A 15,872-nucleotide genomic window follows, 5' to 3' on the forward strand; every position below is an offset into this window, starting at 1 on the left:
GCCGATCTAACGCAGGGCGAAATCACCTACCATTCCCGCCTGGTAATGCCCAGGCAACGTGCAGGCAAAACTCAAGGCCCCGGCCTGGGGGAATGTCCAAACGAACTCTTTGGTCGTGCCGGGCTCAACGAGGATGGCGTTTGCGTCTTCATGCTTGGCTTTGATGACTTCCGGATACCCGGGAGGATTGGAGTCTCCCATGCCATAACGCTCATGCCAGACAATGCTTTCGGCCATGCCGGTCGGTGTCAACGTGCCGTCCTTGAACAAGGCCGCCATCTTGCGTTGGTGCGCCAGTTGGGACGCCGCTTGCCCTATGTTGAACTCGTGCATCAATGCGCCCTCGTTCTTCAGAACGAAGCGCACGGTCTCGCCGGGCTTTACGTTGATCGTCTTCTGGCTGTAGTTGATGTCGTCCATCTTCACCAAGATGGTACGAGTCGCCGGCGTCGCTTTGGCTTGTTGCCCAAAATCACTTCCACTGGGCTCGGCAATTGCCGGAATAGCAGTGCTGATGAACAGCGTGCTGATCAGTAACTTAAGGGGTAGGCGTTTCATGGTGAGACCTCGCTGGGATGCTGGAAATCTCATGCTATTACCCGCTTGCTGCCAGGCCGCTGACCCCAAAACTACAATTGCGTCAGCTGGGAAAAAGCACGGCGCCATAGAGGCGCCGCTAGGCCAAAGGAGCAATCACGGAAGGCCTGGAAAATGGGGGAATCCTTACGGATGGCACTCTTTGTCGGCCATCATCAGCTTGTGCTCGCGAATCATTTGGCCCAGCACGTCGTCTACCAGCTTGTCATGCTTTTCCATCCAGGCCAGATGCTCTTCGGTGGACATACCCGGAGCAGGATGTTCGTCGTGCAGCTGACTCATAATGTTTTCGAGCATTTTCATGTGCTCCTGCATGTGCACATGTCGCTCGCTGGCTGGGGCTTTCTCCGCCTGGATCAGCACGGCTTCTGCTTTGTCGCGCATCTGCTGGATGCGCTCGAATACACGGTCGCTGCCCCCTTCGGCCCAAGCCATAGAAGACAGCAGTAGCGAACCAACCAGAAGCAAAGGTTTCAGCGATTTCATGGGGCAGTCTCCATCATTGCAAACTGAGGCCGGCACCTCTGCTTTTGGTCTGTCGAGGGCCGAGAGCACAACCTAGTGCTCATGCTTGCACCCTAGACAAGCCACCCTGTCAGCGACCTGAAACCAGGATTACATTTTCGTAAGCTTCTGGTTGGTGCCGCTGTTTGCCTGCAAACTCAGGCCACCCGTTTTTTGGAGTCTGCTCGCATGAAACTACTGGTAGCTGAAGATGAACCCAAAACCGGTGCATATCTGCAGCAAGGCCTCACCGAAGCGGGATTCAATGTCGACCGGGTTATGACAGGTACGGATGCCCTGCAGCACGCGCTGAGCGAGCCCTATGACCTGCTGATCCTGGATGTGATGATGCCGGGGCTGGACGGATGGGAAGTGCTGCGCATGGTGCGCGCCGCCGGAAAAGACGTCCCAGTGCTGTTCCTGACCGCACGCGATGGTGTGGAGGATCGCGTTAAAGGGTTGGAACTGGGCGCGGATGACTACCTGATCAAGCCATTTGCTTTCTCAGAGCTTCTGGCCAGGGTCAGAACGCTGCTGCGCCGAGGCAATGGCTCACCCACGCAAACCACCATGAAAATTGCCGATCTGGAAGTCGATCTGATGAAACGGCGCGCTGTCCGGGGTGGGAAAAGAATTGACCTGACGGCGAAGGAGTTTTCACTGCTGGAACTGCTACTGCGCCGGCGCGGCGAAGTGCTCCCGAAATCGCTGATTGCTTCGCAGGTTTGGGACATGAACTTCGACAGCGACACCAACGTCATTGAGGTCGCTGTACGTCGGCTGCGCGCCAAGATCGATGACGATTTTGATCTCAAGCTGATCCATACCGCCCGCGGCATGGGGTATATGATGGATGCGCCGGAGTGAATATGAAGCACCTCTCGCTGACCGCCCGCATGAGCTTGATGTTCATGTCCGCGGTGATTGCCGTCCTGACAGTAGCGGGGCTGAGCTTCAACATGCTCAGCCAGCACCACTTCAAGATGCTGGACCGGCAGGCCCTGGTGGAAAAACTCGAATCAGCCAAACATATTCTCAACAACGCTCGCAGCGGAGCTAGCCTCTCCGAGGAGTTACCGCAGTTGCGAGCCTTACTGGGGGCGCATCAGGATCTGGCCGCAACCATCCTGGCCAGCGACGGCGCAGTGCTCTTTTCCGACCCCAGAGCAGTCGAAGTGCCGGAACGCTTCAGGCGTGCCGATGAGCAGAGCATGTGGGAGTGGCAGAAAGACGAGCACATGTACCGGGGCATGACGGCTCAAATCTCTGTGATTGACCAACCTGAACCGCTTACAGCTCTGCTGATTCTCGATGTCACCAATCACACACACTTTTTCGACACGCTGCAGCGATGGTTCTGGATTGGATTGGTCATCAGTGCCTTGGTCAGTGCAGCGCTTGGCTGGGTGGTTGCTCGCAGTGGCCTCAGGCCGCTGCGACAGGTCACTCGCGTGGCCACCGGGATGTCAGCCCGTTCATTGCAGGAACGGATTCCTCTTGAGCCGGTGCCACAGGAACTTCAGCAGTTGGTACTGTCCTTCAACGCGATGCTGGCCCGACTTGAAGAGGCCTTCATTCGACTCTCCAATTTCTCCGCTGACATCGCACACGAACTGCGCACCCCCGTCAGCAACCTGATGACCCACACTGAAGTGGTGCTAAGCAAGAAGCGCGATATCAATGCCTACGAGGAGAATCTGTACTCGAACCTGGAGGAATTGAAGCGCATGTCTCGCATGATCGATGACATGCTGTTCTTGGCCAAGGCTGATAATGGCCTGATCATCCCAGAGCAGGCCAGGATCGAACTGGCTGACGTAGTCTTCAAACTGTTTGACTACTACCACCTCCTGGCCGAAGAGCGCGGCATTGAACTATCGCTCACAGGCAAAGGCCAAGTGCTAGGAGATCGGCTGATGCTTGATCGAGCGCTGTCCAACTTGCTGTCCAATGCGCTGCGTTACACGCCGGCGGGAAAGACAATTTCGGTCCTGATCCGCCAGACAGCGGACTCAACTACCTTCAGCATCGAGAACCCTGGGAACACAATCAGTTCGGAGCATCTAGAGAAACTCTTCGACCGCTTTTACCGGGTAGATCCTGCTCGACGCGAAGGTAGCCCGAGCAATGCCGGGCTCGGGCTTGCCATCACCCGATCCATAATCGAGGCTCACAAAGGCCGCATTTGGTGTACTTCAGCGGCTGGCCTCACGGGCTTTCACATTGAATTCCCCCATTCCAGCTGATGTCGGTCTGCCGGTAAGCAGACTACAGCTGACAGCTAGCCCAGCATGACAAAGCGAGCTCAGGTGCAATTCGACCGAGCGCAGATGGCTTTCGCCATCCAGGCAGGCAACGAGAGGTGAGCTGACACTAGAGCCCGCCATTCGCTCTCGGGTAGTAGTTTATGAAGCTTTGAAACGGCATCACCTACGCTTGCCTTGCCCAGCCAATCCAATGCTCGAATGGCATCCCCCGCTCCAGTAGCGCCAAGAGCCATCAGCCATCGAGGCGCATGCCGAATCGATACCGTGGTCTTGCCAACCTGAAGCACCCTAGAACGTCCGGTGGTTAGGAATACATACCGAACAGGAACCTGTGTTGTCAGCCCCCATTTATTGGCGACGCTAGCCCCAGTGGCGACTATCAGCTCACCCTGCATATGGCGAGAAAGCGCTCAGAACTAACAACTCAAAAATCGTGGACGATACTAATGGAGCCGACCTCGCGGCCACAGAACATGGGGTCACTCAGCAGCCAGCTAACTAGCACTGGATGCATGGGGCCATGCTTGTCTGCCAGCAGCGAGAGTTCTTCCTTTGATCGCTCTTCCACCCGACCAGCCAACCAGATGGCTTCTGCTGTTGGGTAGTGTCTAAGCAGATTTTCTGCCTGACGTCGTATGTTCTCAGGAAGGCTCTTATCTTTGGACAGAGCCTGCAAAAACTCCCGTGTCTGCACGACGCTACGGGTGCGTTCGTATGCCATCGTCACTGTTCTGCTCCCATGTCTCTACAGGTGATTCCCGCTTATTTTTAACATTCTCTACTGCTTGCTACAGGACTTGCCAATTTCTTTAGGCGCTGATTCAGCTCGGGAGCTTGAGCTGTCGCCTGGACATATAGCGGAATTGAATATGGCCTGCCAATTTATACCCTGCACCGATCACAAAATTTTCATTCCGTGCGCGAAGCGCTGCAATTTTTCTCTGCAGGCAGGTGTATCGCCCCGCTTCCCTAGAGGCCTCCGGGCCTCATAATTGAGGCCTTTAGGAGGTACCATGAGCAACCAGTGTTACCCTGAGGACTCAAAATCGAAGCGGTCAAGCAAGTGACCCAATGCGACCTCCCTGCTGCCGAGGTTGCGGCTCGGCTGGGCGTATCCACACAAAGCCTGTATGTGTGGACTAAGCACTACAGTAAGTGGACTACCCCCGCTCCAGTAGACATCCCCGGCCTATACCGGACCCAGCGCAAGCGCGAAGATGATCAGCAGGCCGAACTGCGCCGCCTACGTGCTGAGCTCAGCGAGTGACCTAGGAGCGCGACATCCTGAAATGGCCGCCGCGTACTTTGCCAAGGAGTCCGGCTGAAGTACGCTTTTGTCCGCCAGCTCTCGGCGGACTACGCCGTTCAACGCCTCTGTCAGGTGCTGAAAGTGCATCCCAGCGGCTACTAAGGCTGGCTGAACGGGCCTAAGTCTGCGCGAGCCAAGGACGATCATGACCAAGCATTCATGGCTGGAAAGCGGTGGTGTCTACGGCTGCCGCAAGATCCATGCGGATTTGCGTGAACTGAGTGAGCGCTGCGGACGACATCGTGTTGCCAGGCTGATGCGTGTGGAAGGATTGCGCTCGCAGACGTGCTATCGTCGTTGGCCTGGCCGTTACGATGGCAAGCCAGCTACGCCGACACCGAATCGACTGGAACGCCAGTTCAATGTCAGTGAGCCGAACAAGGTTTGGGGCACCGACATCGCCTACATACGCACCTATGAAGGCTGGCTCTACCTGGCAGTAGCGCTCGACCTGTTCTCTCGTCGGGTCATCGGCTGGTCGATGGAGCCCCGCATGAGCAGCGATCTGGCTATCTACGCGCTGCTGATGGCGGTATGGCGACGCAAGCCGCGACAAGAGGTGATGATTCACTCCGACCAAGGCAGTCAGTTCAGTAGTGCGGACTGGCAGCGCTTTATCCGAGCCAACAATCTGACGAGCAGCATGAGTCACCCAGCAAACATCATGCCAACGCAGTCACCGAGAGCTTTTTCCAAGTGCTCAAGCGCGAGCAGATCAAGCGCAGAATCTACGAGAGCCGCGGCAAAGCATGGAGCGATGTATTCGACAACCCCAAGCGACGACATAGTTTCACCGAGAAGCTATCGCCGATAGAGTTCGAGCGTCGTTATTTTCTTAGGCAGGACGGTTTATAAAAAAACCGAGACCTATTTAGATCGCTGTTCTTCCTCAGTCGCAGGAAGCAGCGATAGAGTTCATATCCTAGGCGTGGAAACCGCAATGCCGAATGATAAATCTCAATCGACATCTATCCGCATTGCACAGCGGGTCAAGCGCCTACCGAAAGGACAGCCCTTCTCTATCAGGAACTTTGCGGAGTTTGGCACCCGCAATGCCGTTTACAAGGCAATAGCACTGCTGGTCAACAGAGGCGACTTAGAGAGGCTACATCGAGGCATCTACATGCGCCCCAAACCTAGTCGGTATGTAGCGCGGTACCGGCCTAGTGCTTGGGAGGTCGTGAGGTTGATTGCCAGGCAGAACCGTCAAACCCTCCAAATGCATGGCGCCAATGCTGTACGAATGTTTGGTCTCAGCACCCAGATGCCATTGGTCCCGATTTACTACACTAGCGGGCCAAGTCGATCATTCCATTTCGGGAAAGGTGAGGTACGTCTGATACATGCTCAGCCATCGGTTATGCAGCATGCCGGAACCGAAGTTGGGACAGCAATCAGTGCTCTCTTTTATCTAGGCAAAGAAGGTGCAAACGCAGGATGCATTACAGCCATCCAAAACGCGCTCAAGCCTGCAGACCAAATCACCCTGATGACCTGCAAAATGCCTCAGTGGATGCGCAGAGCACTTGAGCTTAGCTGCGAACGTAACCTTCCACCCGAGCACTCTGGCAGTAGATCTCACAAGTAATGCCCGGAAGGCCTCATTGGGCTCAGGGATTGCGCTCCATTTCAAATCCTATCGCGTGACTGATAGATCATAGTCGTATTATCAATAATGCGCATTCTCAAGGCGACTGAGCTCCTCCTCAATCCGCAGAACGAGGTCACGGCGCGCTACTCCGCTTTCTTTGATCAGATAGGCGGCGGCCAGAATGGTAGCCGGGTGGACATCCAGCACGCTGGCGAGTTGCTCGACCTTCTCGATGGTCGGCCCCTTAATGCCGCGCTCCAGGCTGCTCAGGTAGGTTCGGCTACTGACGTTGGAAAAGTCTTCCTGGGTAAGGCCCTGCTGCTTGCGCAGCCTTTTAAGCGCCAGCCCGAATGCTGTGTTCAGCTCCATTTTGCCGATCCTTAAAAAGGGATCGATGAAGCCTTCACGTACACTATAGGGCTACAATCTATAGGTTTCATTTTCAGGTGCAGGGCTATGTTCACGACTTACCGGAGTGCGGAGATCCACTTGGATACCGCAAAGGGCACCACCGCCCAACTGTGGAGCTATGTTGAGCAGGAGATCAGCTGGCCCTGGTTCTACCTGCAAATCGCCCGACGCCACGGCCGTCAGGCCTATCGAAGCATGCTGATGCTTAATCACGCCCATGATCTAAAAAAGATCATTGATGATCAGTCGAATCTGGCCTGGGTGGAGGAAGTGCAGCTGGTCACACCGGCACACGTCAATGGCCACTCAACGTGGTTGATGGAGCCACTGAAAGAAATTTGCATCGTTCGAGATGGGCCCGCCGGAGATCCGGGCTACCTCTATAAAGTCGCCGATGGCGTCAGCTACTCAATGCATCACCGGAAAAACTTGGAGGCACTGATTGTCACCGACGTTATTTTTTCGGCCGAAATGCATCTGCGACGGAATGACATCAATGCTTAGAGGGCATTTCGCAACGACAGAAGTAGTCCGTCATTGTAGGGCGCCAGCTCTACCATCAGAGGTTTCGAAAGATGGCTGCAACTCGGGTAGTGATTCAAGACTGGGACGGCGATGGCGCCATCCGGATTCCTGATGAAATTCTCCAAGTAATGGGCGTTGAGGTCGGGGACAGTCTCTATCTCATCGAAGAGTATGTCGGCACTACTCGCTGTATTGTGCTGAGCAAGACCCCCCTCGTTCCAGACCGAACGGACGAATTAGTTGAGCACATGGACTCCGCGACAAAGTTAAACGCTTAGCCACTAGGCGAATCAGCGTCCTCAAGGAACCAGAACTAACACCCAGAGCCGGGAGTCTCCGCTTGAGCAGCCGCTTTGGATTTCGACTTGGTCGGCTTAGCCTTTGTGCGCCTGGCTCGGGTAGGTCTCACCAGTTGCTGCTCAAGGGTGCTGGCCCGTGCCTTCTCAGCGGCAGCGACCTGTTGTGCCTCGAGAAGTTGGGATAACACTGTGTCTAGCCGCTGGCGCAACTGGCCGTGTTGCCTTGTCACGATCTTGAGTTGAGCGGCGGCTAGCCTACTCTCCTCACGAGCTCGATCGACCTCGCGGTGGGCGCGATCTTCGATACCGCGCAGGTAGGCCGTCGCGGTATCACGCTCGTGGATCAACTGCTGCTGTGCGACCTGCAACTCTTGGCGCAACACAGTCACCTCCTGCACAGCTACTCTGCGCTCCTCGGCAAGCTCCGTACAGCGGCTTTTCTGGTCCGCCAGCTGTGTCTGGTGCTGTACCAGCAGCAGCTCCAAGTCGGCTAGACGAGTCTCGGCAGTGTGCTGAGCTGCTTGTGCGGCAGCTACCTGCTGCCGGGCCTTGGCTATCAACTGTCGTGCCTCATCCTCGACTGCGGCCACTTGTAACCGCTCGGCTTCTATCACGGCGCGTCGCTCGGCCAGCGCCTGCTCGGCAACGCCCTCCGCCAATAGCATGGCCTGCTGCCAGATCGCGACAAAGGACTGCGAAACCTCTGCCGGTAGTGTTGGCAGCCGTGTTTCACCGCGAAGCCGCTCGGCCAGATGCCCCCACCACTGATCCAGTAGTGCACCGACGCGCGCCGGGCTGCCACGCCCGAGCTCCAGCCGAACTCGTTCCACCGTCGGCCGTTCGCCGCGGGCCAAGACCGCATCCGCAGCCGCGAATACATCGGTTTCCGGCACGCCTACCGCCATACCCTGTCTCCTGTTAAATTAGATCTGATAAACAAATGTTATCCGACCTTATTTGTTTGAATTTGGAAATATAATACGTTGAACGTATTAAATATTACAGAACACCTATCGCTGGCCAACGAAACGCAGCTGGACCTACATTCTCTGGCGATCAACGCCCAGGAAGCGGCAGCGGCGTTCATCGCCGCTGGTACCGCAGCCAACACCCTGCGCAGCTACCGCAGCGCTCTCGCCTACTGGTCGGCGTGGCTGCAACTGCGCTACGGCCAGGCGCTGGGCGATGCGGCATTGCCCTCCTCGGTAGCCATACAGTTTGTGGTTGACCACCTGGCTCGTCCGACGGCTGGCGGTGGCTGGGTGCACCTTTTGCCACCTACCATCGACGCCGCGCTGGTGGCTGCGCGAGTCAAGGCCAAACTCGGCCCATTGGCCTACAACACCGTCAGCCATCGCCTGGCGGTACTCGGTAAATGGCATCGGATTAACGGCTGGGGCAGTCCAACCGAGACGGCGGCGTTGAAGGCCTTGCTGCGCGAAGCGCGCAAAGCCCAGTCGCGCCATGGCGTGTCGGTGCGCAAGAAAACCGCCATCATCCTCGAGCCGTTGCAAGCGCTACTTGCCACTTGCACCGACGGCGTGCGCGGGATACGTGATCGCGCCCTCCTCCTGCTGGCATGGAGTGGCGGTGGCCGCCGTCGCTCCGAAGTGGTCGGCTTGCAGATCGGTGATGTACGCCGACTGGATGCTGACACCTGGCTCTACGCACTGGGCACGACTAAAACCGACACCGGCGGGCTGCGCCGCGAGAAACCGCTACGTGGGCCGGCAGCACTAGCCCTCGCCGCCTGGCTGGAAGTCGCGCCTGCCGAATCCGGACCGCTGTTCCGTCGAATTTATAGGGGTGGCAAGGTCGGCACCCAAGGCCTGTCAGCCGACCAGGTGGCGCGAATTGTCCAGCGCCGTGCGCAGTTGGCGGGCCTGGACGGCGATTGGGCCGCGCACAGCCTGCGCTCAGGTTTCGTCACCGAGGCAGGGCGTCAGAGCGTACCGCTCGGCGAAGTGATGGCTATGACTGAGCACCGCAGCGTCACCACGGTGATGAACTACTTCCAGGCGGGGTCGCTGCTATCCAGTCAGGCGAGCCAGTTGCTAGGCCCGGCCGTGGGTGCCACTGCTTCGGAAGAAAGATCTGACAGCGACAGAAGTCCCTGAGAAAACGCCAAACATTCGCTTTTACGAAATCGCTGCCCCACAAGTCGGAGCATGGTTACTGAGGGCATTTTCGATGAAGGGCTTTGTCGGATCAGTCGGCGCTCCGCGATTAATAGCCTTCGTGATCCTGAACCATGCAGAACAGAAAGCCACGGTTAACCTGCAGCCCAAAGCAATATGCTGAAGGCTGGTCTCGCCGCCTCAAGGTGAATAGCTCGACAGCGCTCGAGCCGAAACCAGTGAAGTCGGGGCTTGATACAAGCTACTACTGATTCTTGAATTGAATATGCACCTTGAGCGCCGCGAGTTCAGCCCGCAATTTACGAACCTCATGAATAAGCGCGTGCTTTTCGTGCGTTAGTCTATCCGCGTTTGAGATGGATCTCTGAAGCTTTTCTCGCGCAGTAATTATTTCAATTTCAGCCTTGCGGATGACCTCATCGCATTGAAAAAAAATCTCTCGTAACTCTCCTGCAAGGCCATCAAGCACTGAGGTTGTACGGCAGTCCACCCTTGCAGAGCTTTTCAGTAGCGGAGCCAGCTCTTTTTTGGGCAATTTACGCTCAGCGACTTCATCCGTCTCATGCGTACCAACACCGTCCAAGTGCACCGCAGACTCATGAAGATATTTGCTGATTGTAGTAAAGCTGCCGGCTCCGATAGTATTTCTCACTGCCCTAATCGTCACCTGCTCACCTGCTCCAATCAAAAAATTAACCGCGCGCGCTACATCCAAGCGTGTAATGGAAGGTCCTTTAGGTACCATATTGAACTCCTAAATAGCTGTTTCGTTTACAGCACTATAAATCCATAATGACTTGCTGAGTTCCACTGCAAGCCAAGGACAAAGTCCAACTAGAGTCGCTGTCGCGACAGATGTAGAGATGAGGAGTATTAACGACGCGACGCACATGTGGGCACCGCAACATTTTTTCAGAAACGACCCCCAATACTGTTTCCCGCCTCATCGAGATGCCGGCGGGCGCCGCCAACTCATGGAGCAGCCCTTGCCACATTCTAACTCTAAATCTTATGACATAACCAAGCTCGAGATAAATGCTAGCATCGTATAACAACTTCAAATAATATACTTTCACCAAAACCACTGGAATCTCTTGATCAATGAATGTCGATTGTTGAAGCGCATCAATGTATCCAAAACCTAAGCAATCCAACTTGCTAGGCAGCCACGGCACACTGGAGGTTATGGCTAGCCGCAACCGAATGAGCAGGTAAATAGCAGTTTTGAGGCATGTTGGTCTAGGTGTCTTTACTCCATCCCAATACCCTAGCAACCCTTCGCAATGCGCAAGACAATACTCATGTCTCTGCAAATGGACTGTCTCTATATTTCGGCATGCGCCTTGCCAATCTTTCCAATGACGGCGATTGGACGGCACTTCCCAGTTCACGATCTTGGTTTGACGCCGTACGACGCCCTCATTCTTAGCAATCGGGCAACCGAGGGAAGTGATGAGTACTTTATCAATGGGGTCTTCAGTGTAGCTATCTAGTTTGTCCAGTTTTATAAAGAAAGGTGATCCTGATTGTGCACCGCTCCGGACAAATTTAAACCACGCCGCTAGTGCTTTTCCCGCTCTATATGTTTTTAACGCGATCGTTGGGGAACAGCGGTATTTAACTTGGTTTAATGCTTGGCAAACATAGAAACCACACTGTGAGCATGGTGCATCAAGCAGATCACGACTCAACATGCTGTGACACCATTTACACAGCGGCTTGAGGGGGGCATTGTGAATCAGGCATGTTTCAACCTGAGGCAGGCAAAAAAAGGTAGAGTGATATCCCCAGACTAAGCACTCCGGACAGTACCGTACAACCATTGTCGCTGAGAACGGTGCCAGTCGGAACGCTGAGGGGAAATGCATCCTGTAGTCATGCGCCCGACTTGAGGGCAGAGCGCTGGCAACCCTCTCGGGTAGATAGAAAAGCTTATGAACACTCCCAGCGCTTCTTATTTCCAGCCACCGCATTACATCGACAGGATTGACCCCATTGAATCGCGCCAGGCTGGCAATGATTCCGACAGTAGACTCGAATGGATAGGCACGTCGAATAAAAAATGGCAGTTGCTTCACCCCTGCCCTCCTCCATTGAGCATACAAAATTGCGGAAGATTCGATTTCTGCACCACCTCATCGAGCAACTTATCTGGAATGACAATCCTGGAATAGTCATTTTGCGACAGATACCTTAGCAGGTAGCGAATTGATAAAAATAGATGTTCAAGAGGTACGTTGTTCTTATAGCCTCCGGCAGAGGCGGAGTTAAGAGCTTTCCAGAATGAGCCGTGAAGTGGCTCCAGCCTGAACCCCGTTGCGAATGCTTGAGGTGCGAAACCATTGGTATAGGTGATACCTGATTTAGGAGGATATTCCGATTTTTCGTCAAAAGTCTGCAATATTACCGCGAGATCCTGAGCGCTGGTGCAGCCTTTAAACTCGATGAGCTCACTCATGAATCGCGCGATTAGTTGCTCGCTGTTTCCAGCATACATGAGATCTTCACGTTGTTTGAAAACAGCTGGCATCGCAAACGATAGTATGGTCATAGTAATACCTTTACGATCCAGCCTGTTAAACAAATCAAAAAGCACATGCAGATCATGAGGTCGAAGTCTTTGAAACTCGTCAAGAAGCAGCACCCAATGATTGCAAAATTTTTCGGCGCAACGATTAATGACGTGCTCTGATATCCTATCTAACTTACCTACCGGAGTTTCTCGACTTCGAAACTTCACACCTTCCTCCGTGGCTAGCTGATCGAGTATATTGTTTGTGAAGGAACCCTCTTTCTTGACCACCTCAATTTGGATTACATAAGCGCGCGGCATAAACCCGCGAAGCTTGGAGTTGATGGTCTTGATGCACGAAGTTTTTCCCACTCTTGAAAGGCCGTGAAAAATCAGGCCAGTTTGCCGCATGAATATGGCTTCCAATGCCGTGCTGCTTGCTTTTGCTATTGCATTGGTTATTACCGTGAAATCCTTTCTGAACACGGCATGAGCATCCATCTGATCTCTATTCATCAGCAACGCCCCCTGCGGACTGATCAAAGAAATCATCCAGAAACTCCAACTTAGTCACTCCACCGTCAGTGAGCTGAAATGCAGTTCGTTCAATGCTCTCTGAATCGTCACCTGACGAGCTTTGCCCTAATGATGAAAGCTCCCTTTCCATTCGCTGCCATTCCAGTAAGCTTCGCTTATTCCGCTTCCTCAAGAGGTTATCTACAAAGGACATTACAATGTCGTCTTTTCGCGTTATTTCCAGCGTTCTGTCCCTGAGTGCACGATTGATCAGCTTCCGTGTGATTCGACTGTGGGCAGTCTTAGACCAGTAGCCCAATACGCTCAGGCAACCCAGCGATTGCCCATTGGGAAGAATCGCTTCCACTTGCCGAAGGTCTTTGGGGTCAATTTTGACGAGCAGTCGCTGCCCTACTAACTCCAGCGACCTTGATAGAACCTTGTTGGTATACCGAGCCTTATCGATAGTGATGTGCGGGGCCACTCCTGACTCGGCACTTCCTCTGACAATACAGTATTCAACATCCAGGCTTAGCTTAGTTTTGTTAAGGCTCTCTTCCCGCGCCGTCGGAAGGTAAATTGGCACTTTATAATTATTCAAATGCGCTCGAATCAATTCAACAGGACTCATTGAGAAGGTAGAGCCGGACCTGGGGGTTACATTTAAGTTAGCCAACCAAACGTCGAGCAGACATTCAGCCTCGTCCACAAATATCTCATATTTTTCTGCATTACTTTCGGCGTCAGTTGCTCGGCCAAATCCGGGTCCACTCCCAGTTGTTGACGGGCTCCGATGCATAACTTGTTCTGCAATCTGCTTAAAAGTGTTTTCAATTATGGATCGCCGTTCAGGTCGTTTAAGTTGACCATAGCTTACGGAGAAGCCAATCAATTCCTTTAGCTTAATCTTGATCCTGTCCGCGTGATGCGCCATCGCATTGTCTAAAAAAAGCGCCCCCCACAGCGCTCCCTTCGTTTCCGGAAGCACATAGCCAATCATTCCACTACCTGGAACATAGGATAAGTTCTGCAACTCAGCTTCGTCGCGTGGTTTCCAATTTCCCAGAAAAGCGCTGATCAAAACATCCTCTACGTCTTGAGCCCTTACCTCGCTGCTAAACACGAATCTCGCAGCAAGCACTCCCGTTGACACGGTATCCACAGCGGCCAACAGCCAAAAACGATCTATAACTCTTGATGTGTGAATTCCGGGCAGTGGCTCCGCTTTAACTATGCACATTTGGTCGACCTTGTAGGCATCCAGTTGCACTACGTCAAATGGTAGACTGGGGCTGATCAACCCTTGCTCCCCACTACCTATTTGTGCATGTGTTACGCCAAACTCTCCAAGCGTCGAAGCAGCACACATGAAATCGCTGCGCAGGATTTCATTAATATATTTCTCAATCGTCCTTTGACCTAACCCTTTATGGTTAAATGGCCACTCATCTTCCGTAACACCGGACTCCTTCAGTATCGATCTGAATTTTGCTGCAATGAATTTTCGATCAAATTTCTGACCAGAAAAGTCACTGTGAAATCGGAGAATGAAATTAGAAATTTCAGTCGCAACTGTAGGATGCCTTTCTAATGTCAGCTTAAGAACTCCGCTCAAACCACCCTGCTGCTGGCTTCTCATTGGCTGTACAGGCGCATTCCTCCGATACTCTGTTGTACGCATCTGGGGAATCAGGGCACGATCGCCAAAATATCTACCTTCAGGGTCACGCTGGAGAAATCTATTAGCTAGTCGAGTTTGCTCGGAGTTCGAGATACCACATCGACGATAGATGAAGTTTCCTGTTCTACCCTGGTTAATTAACCGAATAACAGTCAATCTATTGGCAAACACCTCTCTAATATTTTCTTGAAGTGCCTCCGGATTAACATGCATCAGTTCTTCTAGATTGATACCCTTTAAGCGCCCACGAACATTCATGCGCTCACCCATTCGGTGCTGGGACTGAAAAAATACGGTGACAACTCAACTTTAAGACGACCCTCGACAAACATTCTTGCAACAAGATAGTGCACCGTTGCCGTGTCAAAATCTCGTAGTTGCTCGTAGAGATCACTCATGCGACCTCTGACGCGCTGCCTGATGTAAAACTGAGCCTTGCTTACTATTTCTGGCGGAAGAGAATATTCTTTTCCAGCTGCCAAGCATGCACATACCTTCAGCAGAGGCATTATTTTATATTTGTGCGGAATGATAGTCGCTGGTGTAAATTCTCGCAGCGTTGCACCACAACTGTTGGCGTGCTCTCTCAGCTCGGCCAGATAGTCAAAATTGATTTTTTCTGGAGAATAAAGTAAATGCCATTCTAACGCTCCGTCTACGAGAGTAGCTTCGGATGTCAGTAGGATTTTTCGTGGCGTTTTGGTGGGTAATATACGGAATGCGGGATGAAGGTTAAACTTAAGTACGTCTGGCTGAAACTCCAAAAATGTAAGCCAGTAGCATAGCTCAATGTCGTTAACAATCGTAAGGCTTCTTCGAGCTTTATGGCTATAGACTACCCATGAGTTCCCAAAGTGCTGGCCACGATTGGTAAAGTTTGAAATCTTAGAATTGCGCCTAACCACAACCCATCCTCCCTAGCACAAGGAATAGATGGGTCCATGGTGATCTCTCTTATAAGTACTGTGTCGCACAGGTGGAGATGGCCCACTGGCAAGATATCAGATGATAACAAGACCCCTAGACTATTTCCCAATAAAAAACCCTCTATTTATTCCATGCTGGCCATGTGTATGGCGCATCGCTATATATATTGGTCGATGTCATCATCTACCATTTTTGATCTTTAGTTCATGGCAGAGTCATTACAGCGCTACCACTTAGCTTTTACTTTTCTCCAGCAGTATTGAAAGATAAAAAATTTTAAATTTTGCCGAAAAATCAAAGCCTTAATATTCCGTTCTTTTCGTATTTTCAGTTCGTCCTACTCCAGCTTCAAGCAGGCGCGAAATAGATTGCAAACGGCCCTGCACCTTCCGGGTCATGATGTGCACCAATCGCGTTTTGAGTGGAAAGTCGCCCCCTGACGGCCTCAAGGGAAACTCCGAACAAGTTACTCATCAGCCGGAAATTGGCGGCTTAGGGATGCCGAAAAGCCCGATTTTCAGCCGCTGATTATTGGATAACCAAGGCAAAGCCTTGGTCATCTGCCGTTACGGGCGCACCTCGCCCGGAGCAGTCA

At 53.0% G+C, this 15,872-nt stretch carries 17 protein-coding genes and 1 pseudogene; 7 read left to right on the forward strand and 11 right to left on the reverse strand.

What is annotated here, in order from left to right; genetic code table 11:
* Positions 1-6: 6 nt before the first annotated feature.
* Together RTI28_RS27950 and RTI28_RS27955 are read right to left on the reverse strand one after the other, a co-directional pair.
* Positions 7-558 carry a plastocyanin/azurin family copper-binding protein gene (locus tag RTI28_RS27950; RefSeq protein ID WP_316923501.1) on the reverse strand — a complete coding sequence of 184 codons (552 nt, stop codon included), beginning with the start codon at positions 556-558 and terminating at the stop codon, positions 7-9.
* Between the two features lie 165 nt (positions 559-723).
* Entirely contained in the window at positions 724-1,083 is a 360-nt protein-coding gene (locus tag RTI28_RS27955; protein ID WP_068827124.1) for a co-regulatory protein PtrA N-terminal domain-containing protein, read from the reverse strand.
* A 207-nt stretch (positions 1,084-1,290) separates the two neighbouring features.
* On the opposite strand from RTI28_RS27955, the gene RTI28_RS27960 reads away from it, so the two are divergent.
* Together RTI28_RS27960 and RTI28_RS27965 are read left to right on the forward strand one after the other, a co-directional pair.
* Positions 1,291-1,968, forward strand: a complete 678-nt coding sequence (locus RTI28_RS27960) for a heavy metal response regulator transcription factor (protein WP_003452340.1) — start codon at positions 1,291-1,293, stop codon at positions 1,966-1,968.
* A gap of 2 nt (positions 1,969-1,970) precedes the next feature.
* A complete protein-coding gene (locus RTI28_RS27965; RefSeq protein WP_316923502.1) occupies positions 1,971-3,347 on the forward strand; it encodes a heavy metal sensor histidine kinase in 1,377 nt (458 codons plus the stop codon).
* 59 nt (positions 3,348-3,406) lie between these two features.
* Here the strand turns inward: RTI28_RS27965 and RTI28_RS27970 are convergent, their stop codons facing one another.
* Both RTI28_RS27970 and RTI28_RS27975 read right to left on the reverse strand, forming a co-directional pair.
* Positions 3,407-3,763 carry a DUF6088 family protein gene (locus RTI28_RS27970; protein WP_228846182.1) on the reverse strand — a complete coding sequence of 119 codons (357 nt, stop codon included), beginning with the start codon at positions 3,761-3,763 and terminating at the stop codon, positions 3,407-3,409.
* Positions 3,764-3,792: 29 nt separating this feature from the next.
* Positions 3,793-4,089, reverse strand: coding sequence for a BPSL0761 family protein (locus RTI28_RS27975; protein WP_074971673.1), 297 nt, complete (start codon positions 4,087-4,089; stop codon positions 3,793-3,795).
* A 292-nt stretch (positions 4,090-4,381) separates the two neighbouring features.
* Between RTI28_RS27975 and RTI28_RS27980 the strand changes: the two are divergent.
* Together RTI28_RS27980 and RTI28_RS27985 are read left to right on the forward strand one after the other, a co-directional pair.
* Positions 4,382-5,532: pseudogene (locus tag RTI28_RS27980) on the forward strand (IS3 family transposase).
* An 85-nt stretch (positions 5,533-5,617) separates the two neighbouring features.
* Positions 5,618-6,265, forward strand: coding sequence for a DUF6088 family protein (locus tag RTI28_RS27985; RefSeq protein ID WP_316923503.1), 648 nt, complete (start codon positions 5,618-5,620; stop codon positions 6,263-6,265).
* Between the two features lie 81 nt (positions 6,266-6,346).
* On the opposite strand, the gene RTI28_RS27990 is transcribed toward RTI28_RS27985, so the two are convergent.
* Positions 6,347-6,637 (reverse strand): helix-turn-helix domain-containing protein, encoded by a 291-nt coding sequence (locus RTI28_RS27990; protein ID WP_003452348.1) that lies wholly within the window; start codon positions 6,635-6,637, stop codon positions 6,347-6,349.
* Between the two features lie 87 nt (positions 6,638-6,724).
* Here RTI28_RS27990 and RTI28_RS27995 point away from each other — a divergent pair, with 87 nt between their 5' ends.
* Together RTI28_RS27995 and RTI28_RS28000 are read left to right on the forward strand one after the other, a co-directional pair.
* Complete coding sequence (locus RTI28_RS27995; protein WP_036992949.1) at positions 6,725-7,183, forward strand: hypothetical protein; 459 nt, start codon at positions 6,725-6,727, stop codon at positions 7,181-7,183.
* A gap of 71 nt (positions 7,184-7,254) precedes the next feature.
* Positions 7,255-7,482 carry an AbrB/MazE/SpoVT family DNA-binding domain-containing protein gene (locus tag RTI28_RS28000; RefSeq protein WP_036992951.1) on the forward strand — a complete coding sequence of 76 codons (228 nt, stop codon included), beginning with the start codon at positions 7,255-7,257 and terminating at the stop codon, positions 7,480-7,482.
* A gap of 35 nt (positions 7,483-7,517) precedes the next feature.
* On the opposite strand, the gene RTI28_RS28005 is transcribed toward RTI28_RS28000, so the two are convergent.
* Positions 7,518-8,408 carry a DNA-binding protein gene (locus RTI28_RS28005; protein WP_036992954.1) on the reverse strand — a complete coding sequence of 297 codons (891 nt, stop codon included), beginning with the start codon at positions 8,406-8,408 and terminating at the stop codon, positions 7,518-7,520.
* A gap of 78 nt (positions 8,409-8,486) precedes the next feature.
* On the opposite strand from RTI28_RS28005, the gene RTI28_RS28010 reads away from it, so the two are divergent.
* On the forward strand, positions 8,487-9,620 hold the full coding sequence (locus RTI28_RS28010) for a site-specific integrase (protein ID WP_003452352.1): 1,134 nt from the start codon (positions 8,487-8,489) through the stop codon (positions 9,618-9,620).
* Between the two features lie 265 nt (positions 9,621-9,885).
* On the opposite strand, the gene RTI28_RS28015 is transcribed toward RTI28_RS28010, so the two are convergent.
* The 5 genes from RTI28_RS28015 to RTI28_RS28035 all read right to left on the reverse strand — a co-directional run bounded on the left by RTI28_RS28015 (position 9,886) and on the right by RTI28_RS28035 (position 15,255).
* On the reverse strand, positions 9,886-10,386 hold the full coding sequence (locus RTI28_RS28015; protein ID WP_079385020.1) for a DNA-binding protein: 501 nt from the start codon (positions 10,384-10,386) through the stop codon (positions 9,886-9,888).
* A gap of 34 nt (positions 10,387-10,420) precedes the next feature.
* Entirely contained in the window at positions 10,421-11,335 is a 915-nt protein-coding gene (locus tag RTI28_RS28020; protein ID WP_316923504.1) for a hypothetical protein, read from the reverse strand.
* A 380-nt stretch (positions 11,336-11,715) separates the two neighbouring features.
* The gene (locus RTI28_RS28025; protein ID WP_036992958.1) at positions 11,716-12,705 is read right to left on the reverse strand and encodes an ATP-binding protein; all 990 of its coding nucleotides are present in this window, start codon (positions 12,703-12,705) and stop codon (positions 11,716-11,718) included.
* Positions 12,662-14,608: a hypothetical protein gene (locus RTI28_RS28030; protein WP_140422125.1), complete on the reverse strand. Its 1,947-nt coding sequence runs from the start codon at positions 14,606-14,608 to the stop codon at positions 12,662-12,664. The genes RTI28_RS28025 and RTI28_RS28030 overlap by 44 nt, the downstream gene beginning before the upstream one ends.
* Positions 14,605-15,255 (reverse strand): hypothetical protein, encoded by a 651-nt coding sequence (locus RTI28_RS28035; protein ID WP_139233659.1) that lies wholly within the window; start codon positions 15,253-15,255, stop codon positions 14,605-14,607. The genes RTI28_RS28030 and RTI28_RS28035 overlap by 4 nt, the downstream gene beginning before the upstream one ends.
* Positions 15,256-15,872: the final 617 nt, after the last annotated feature.

It is taken from the genome of Pseudomonas sp. zfem002, assembly GCF_032621685.1.
GTDB lineage: Bacteria > Pseudomonadota > Gammaproteobacteria > Pseudomonadales > Pseudomonadaceae > Aquipseudomonas > Aquipseudomonas japonica.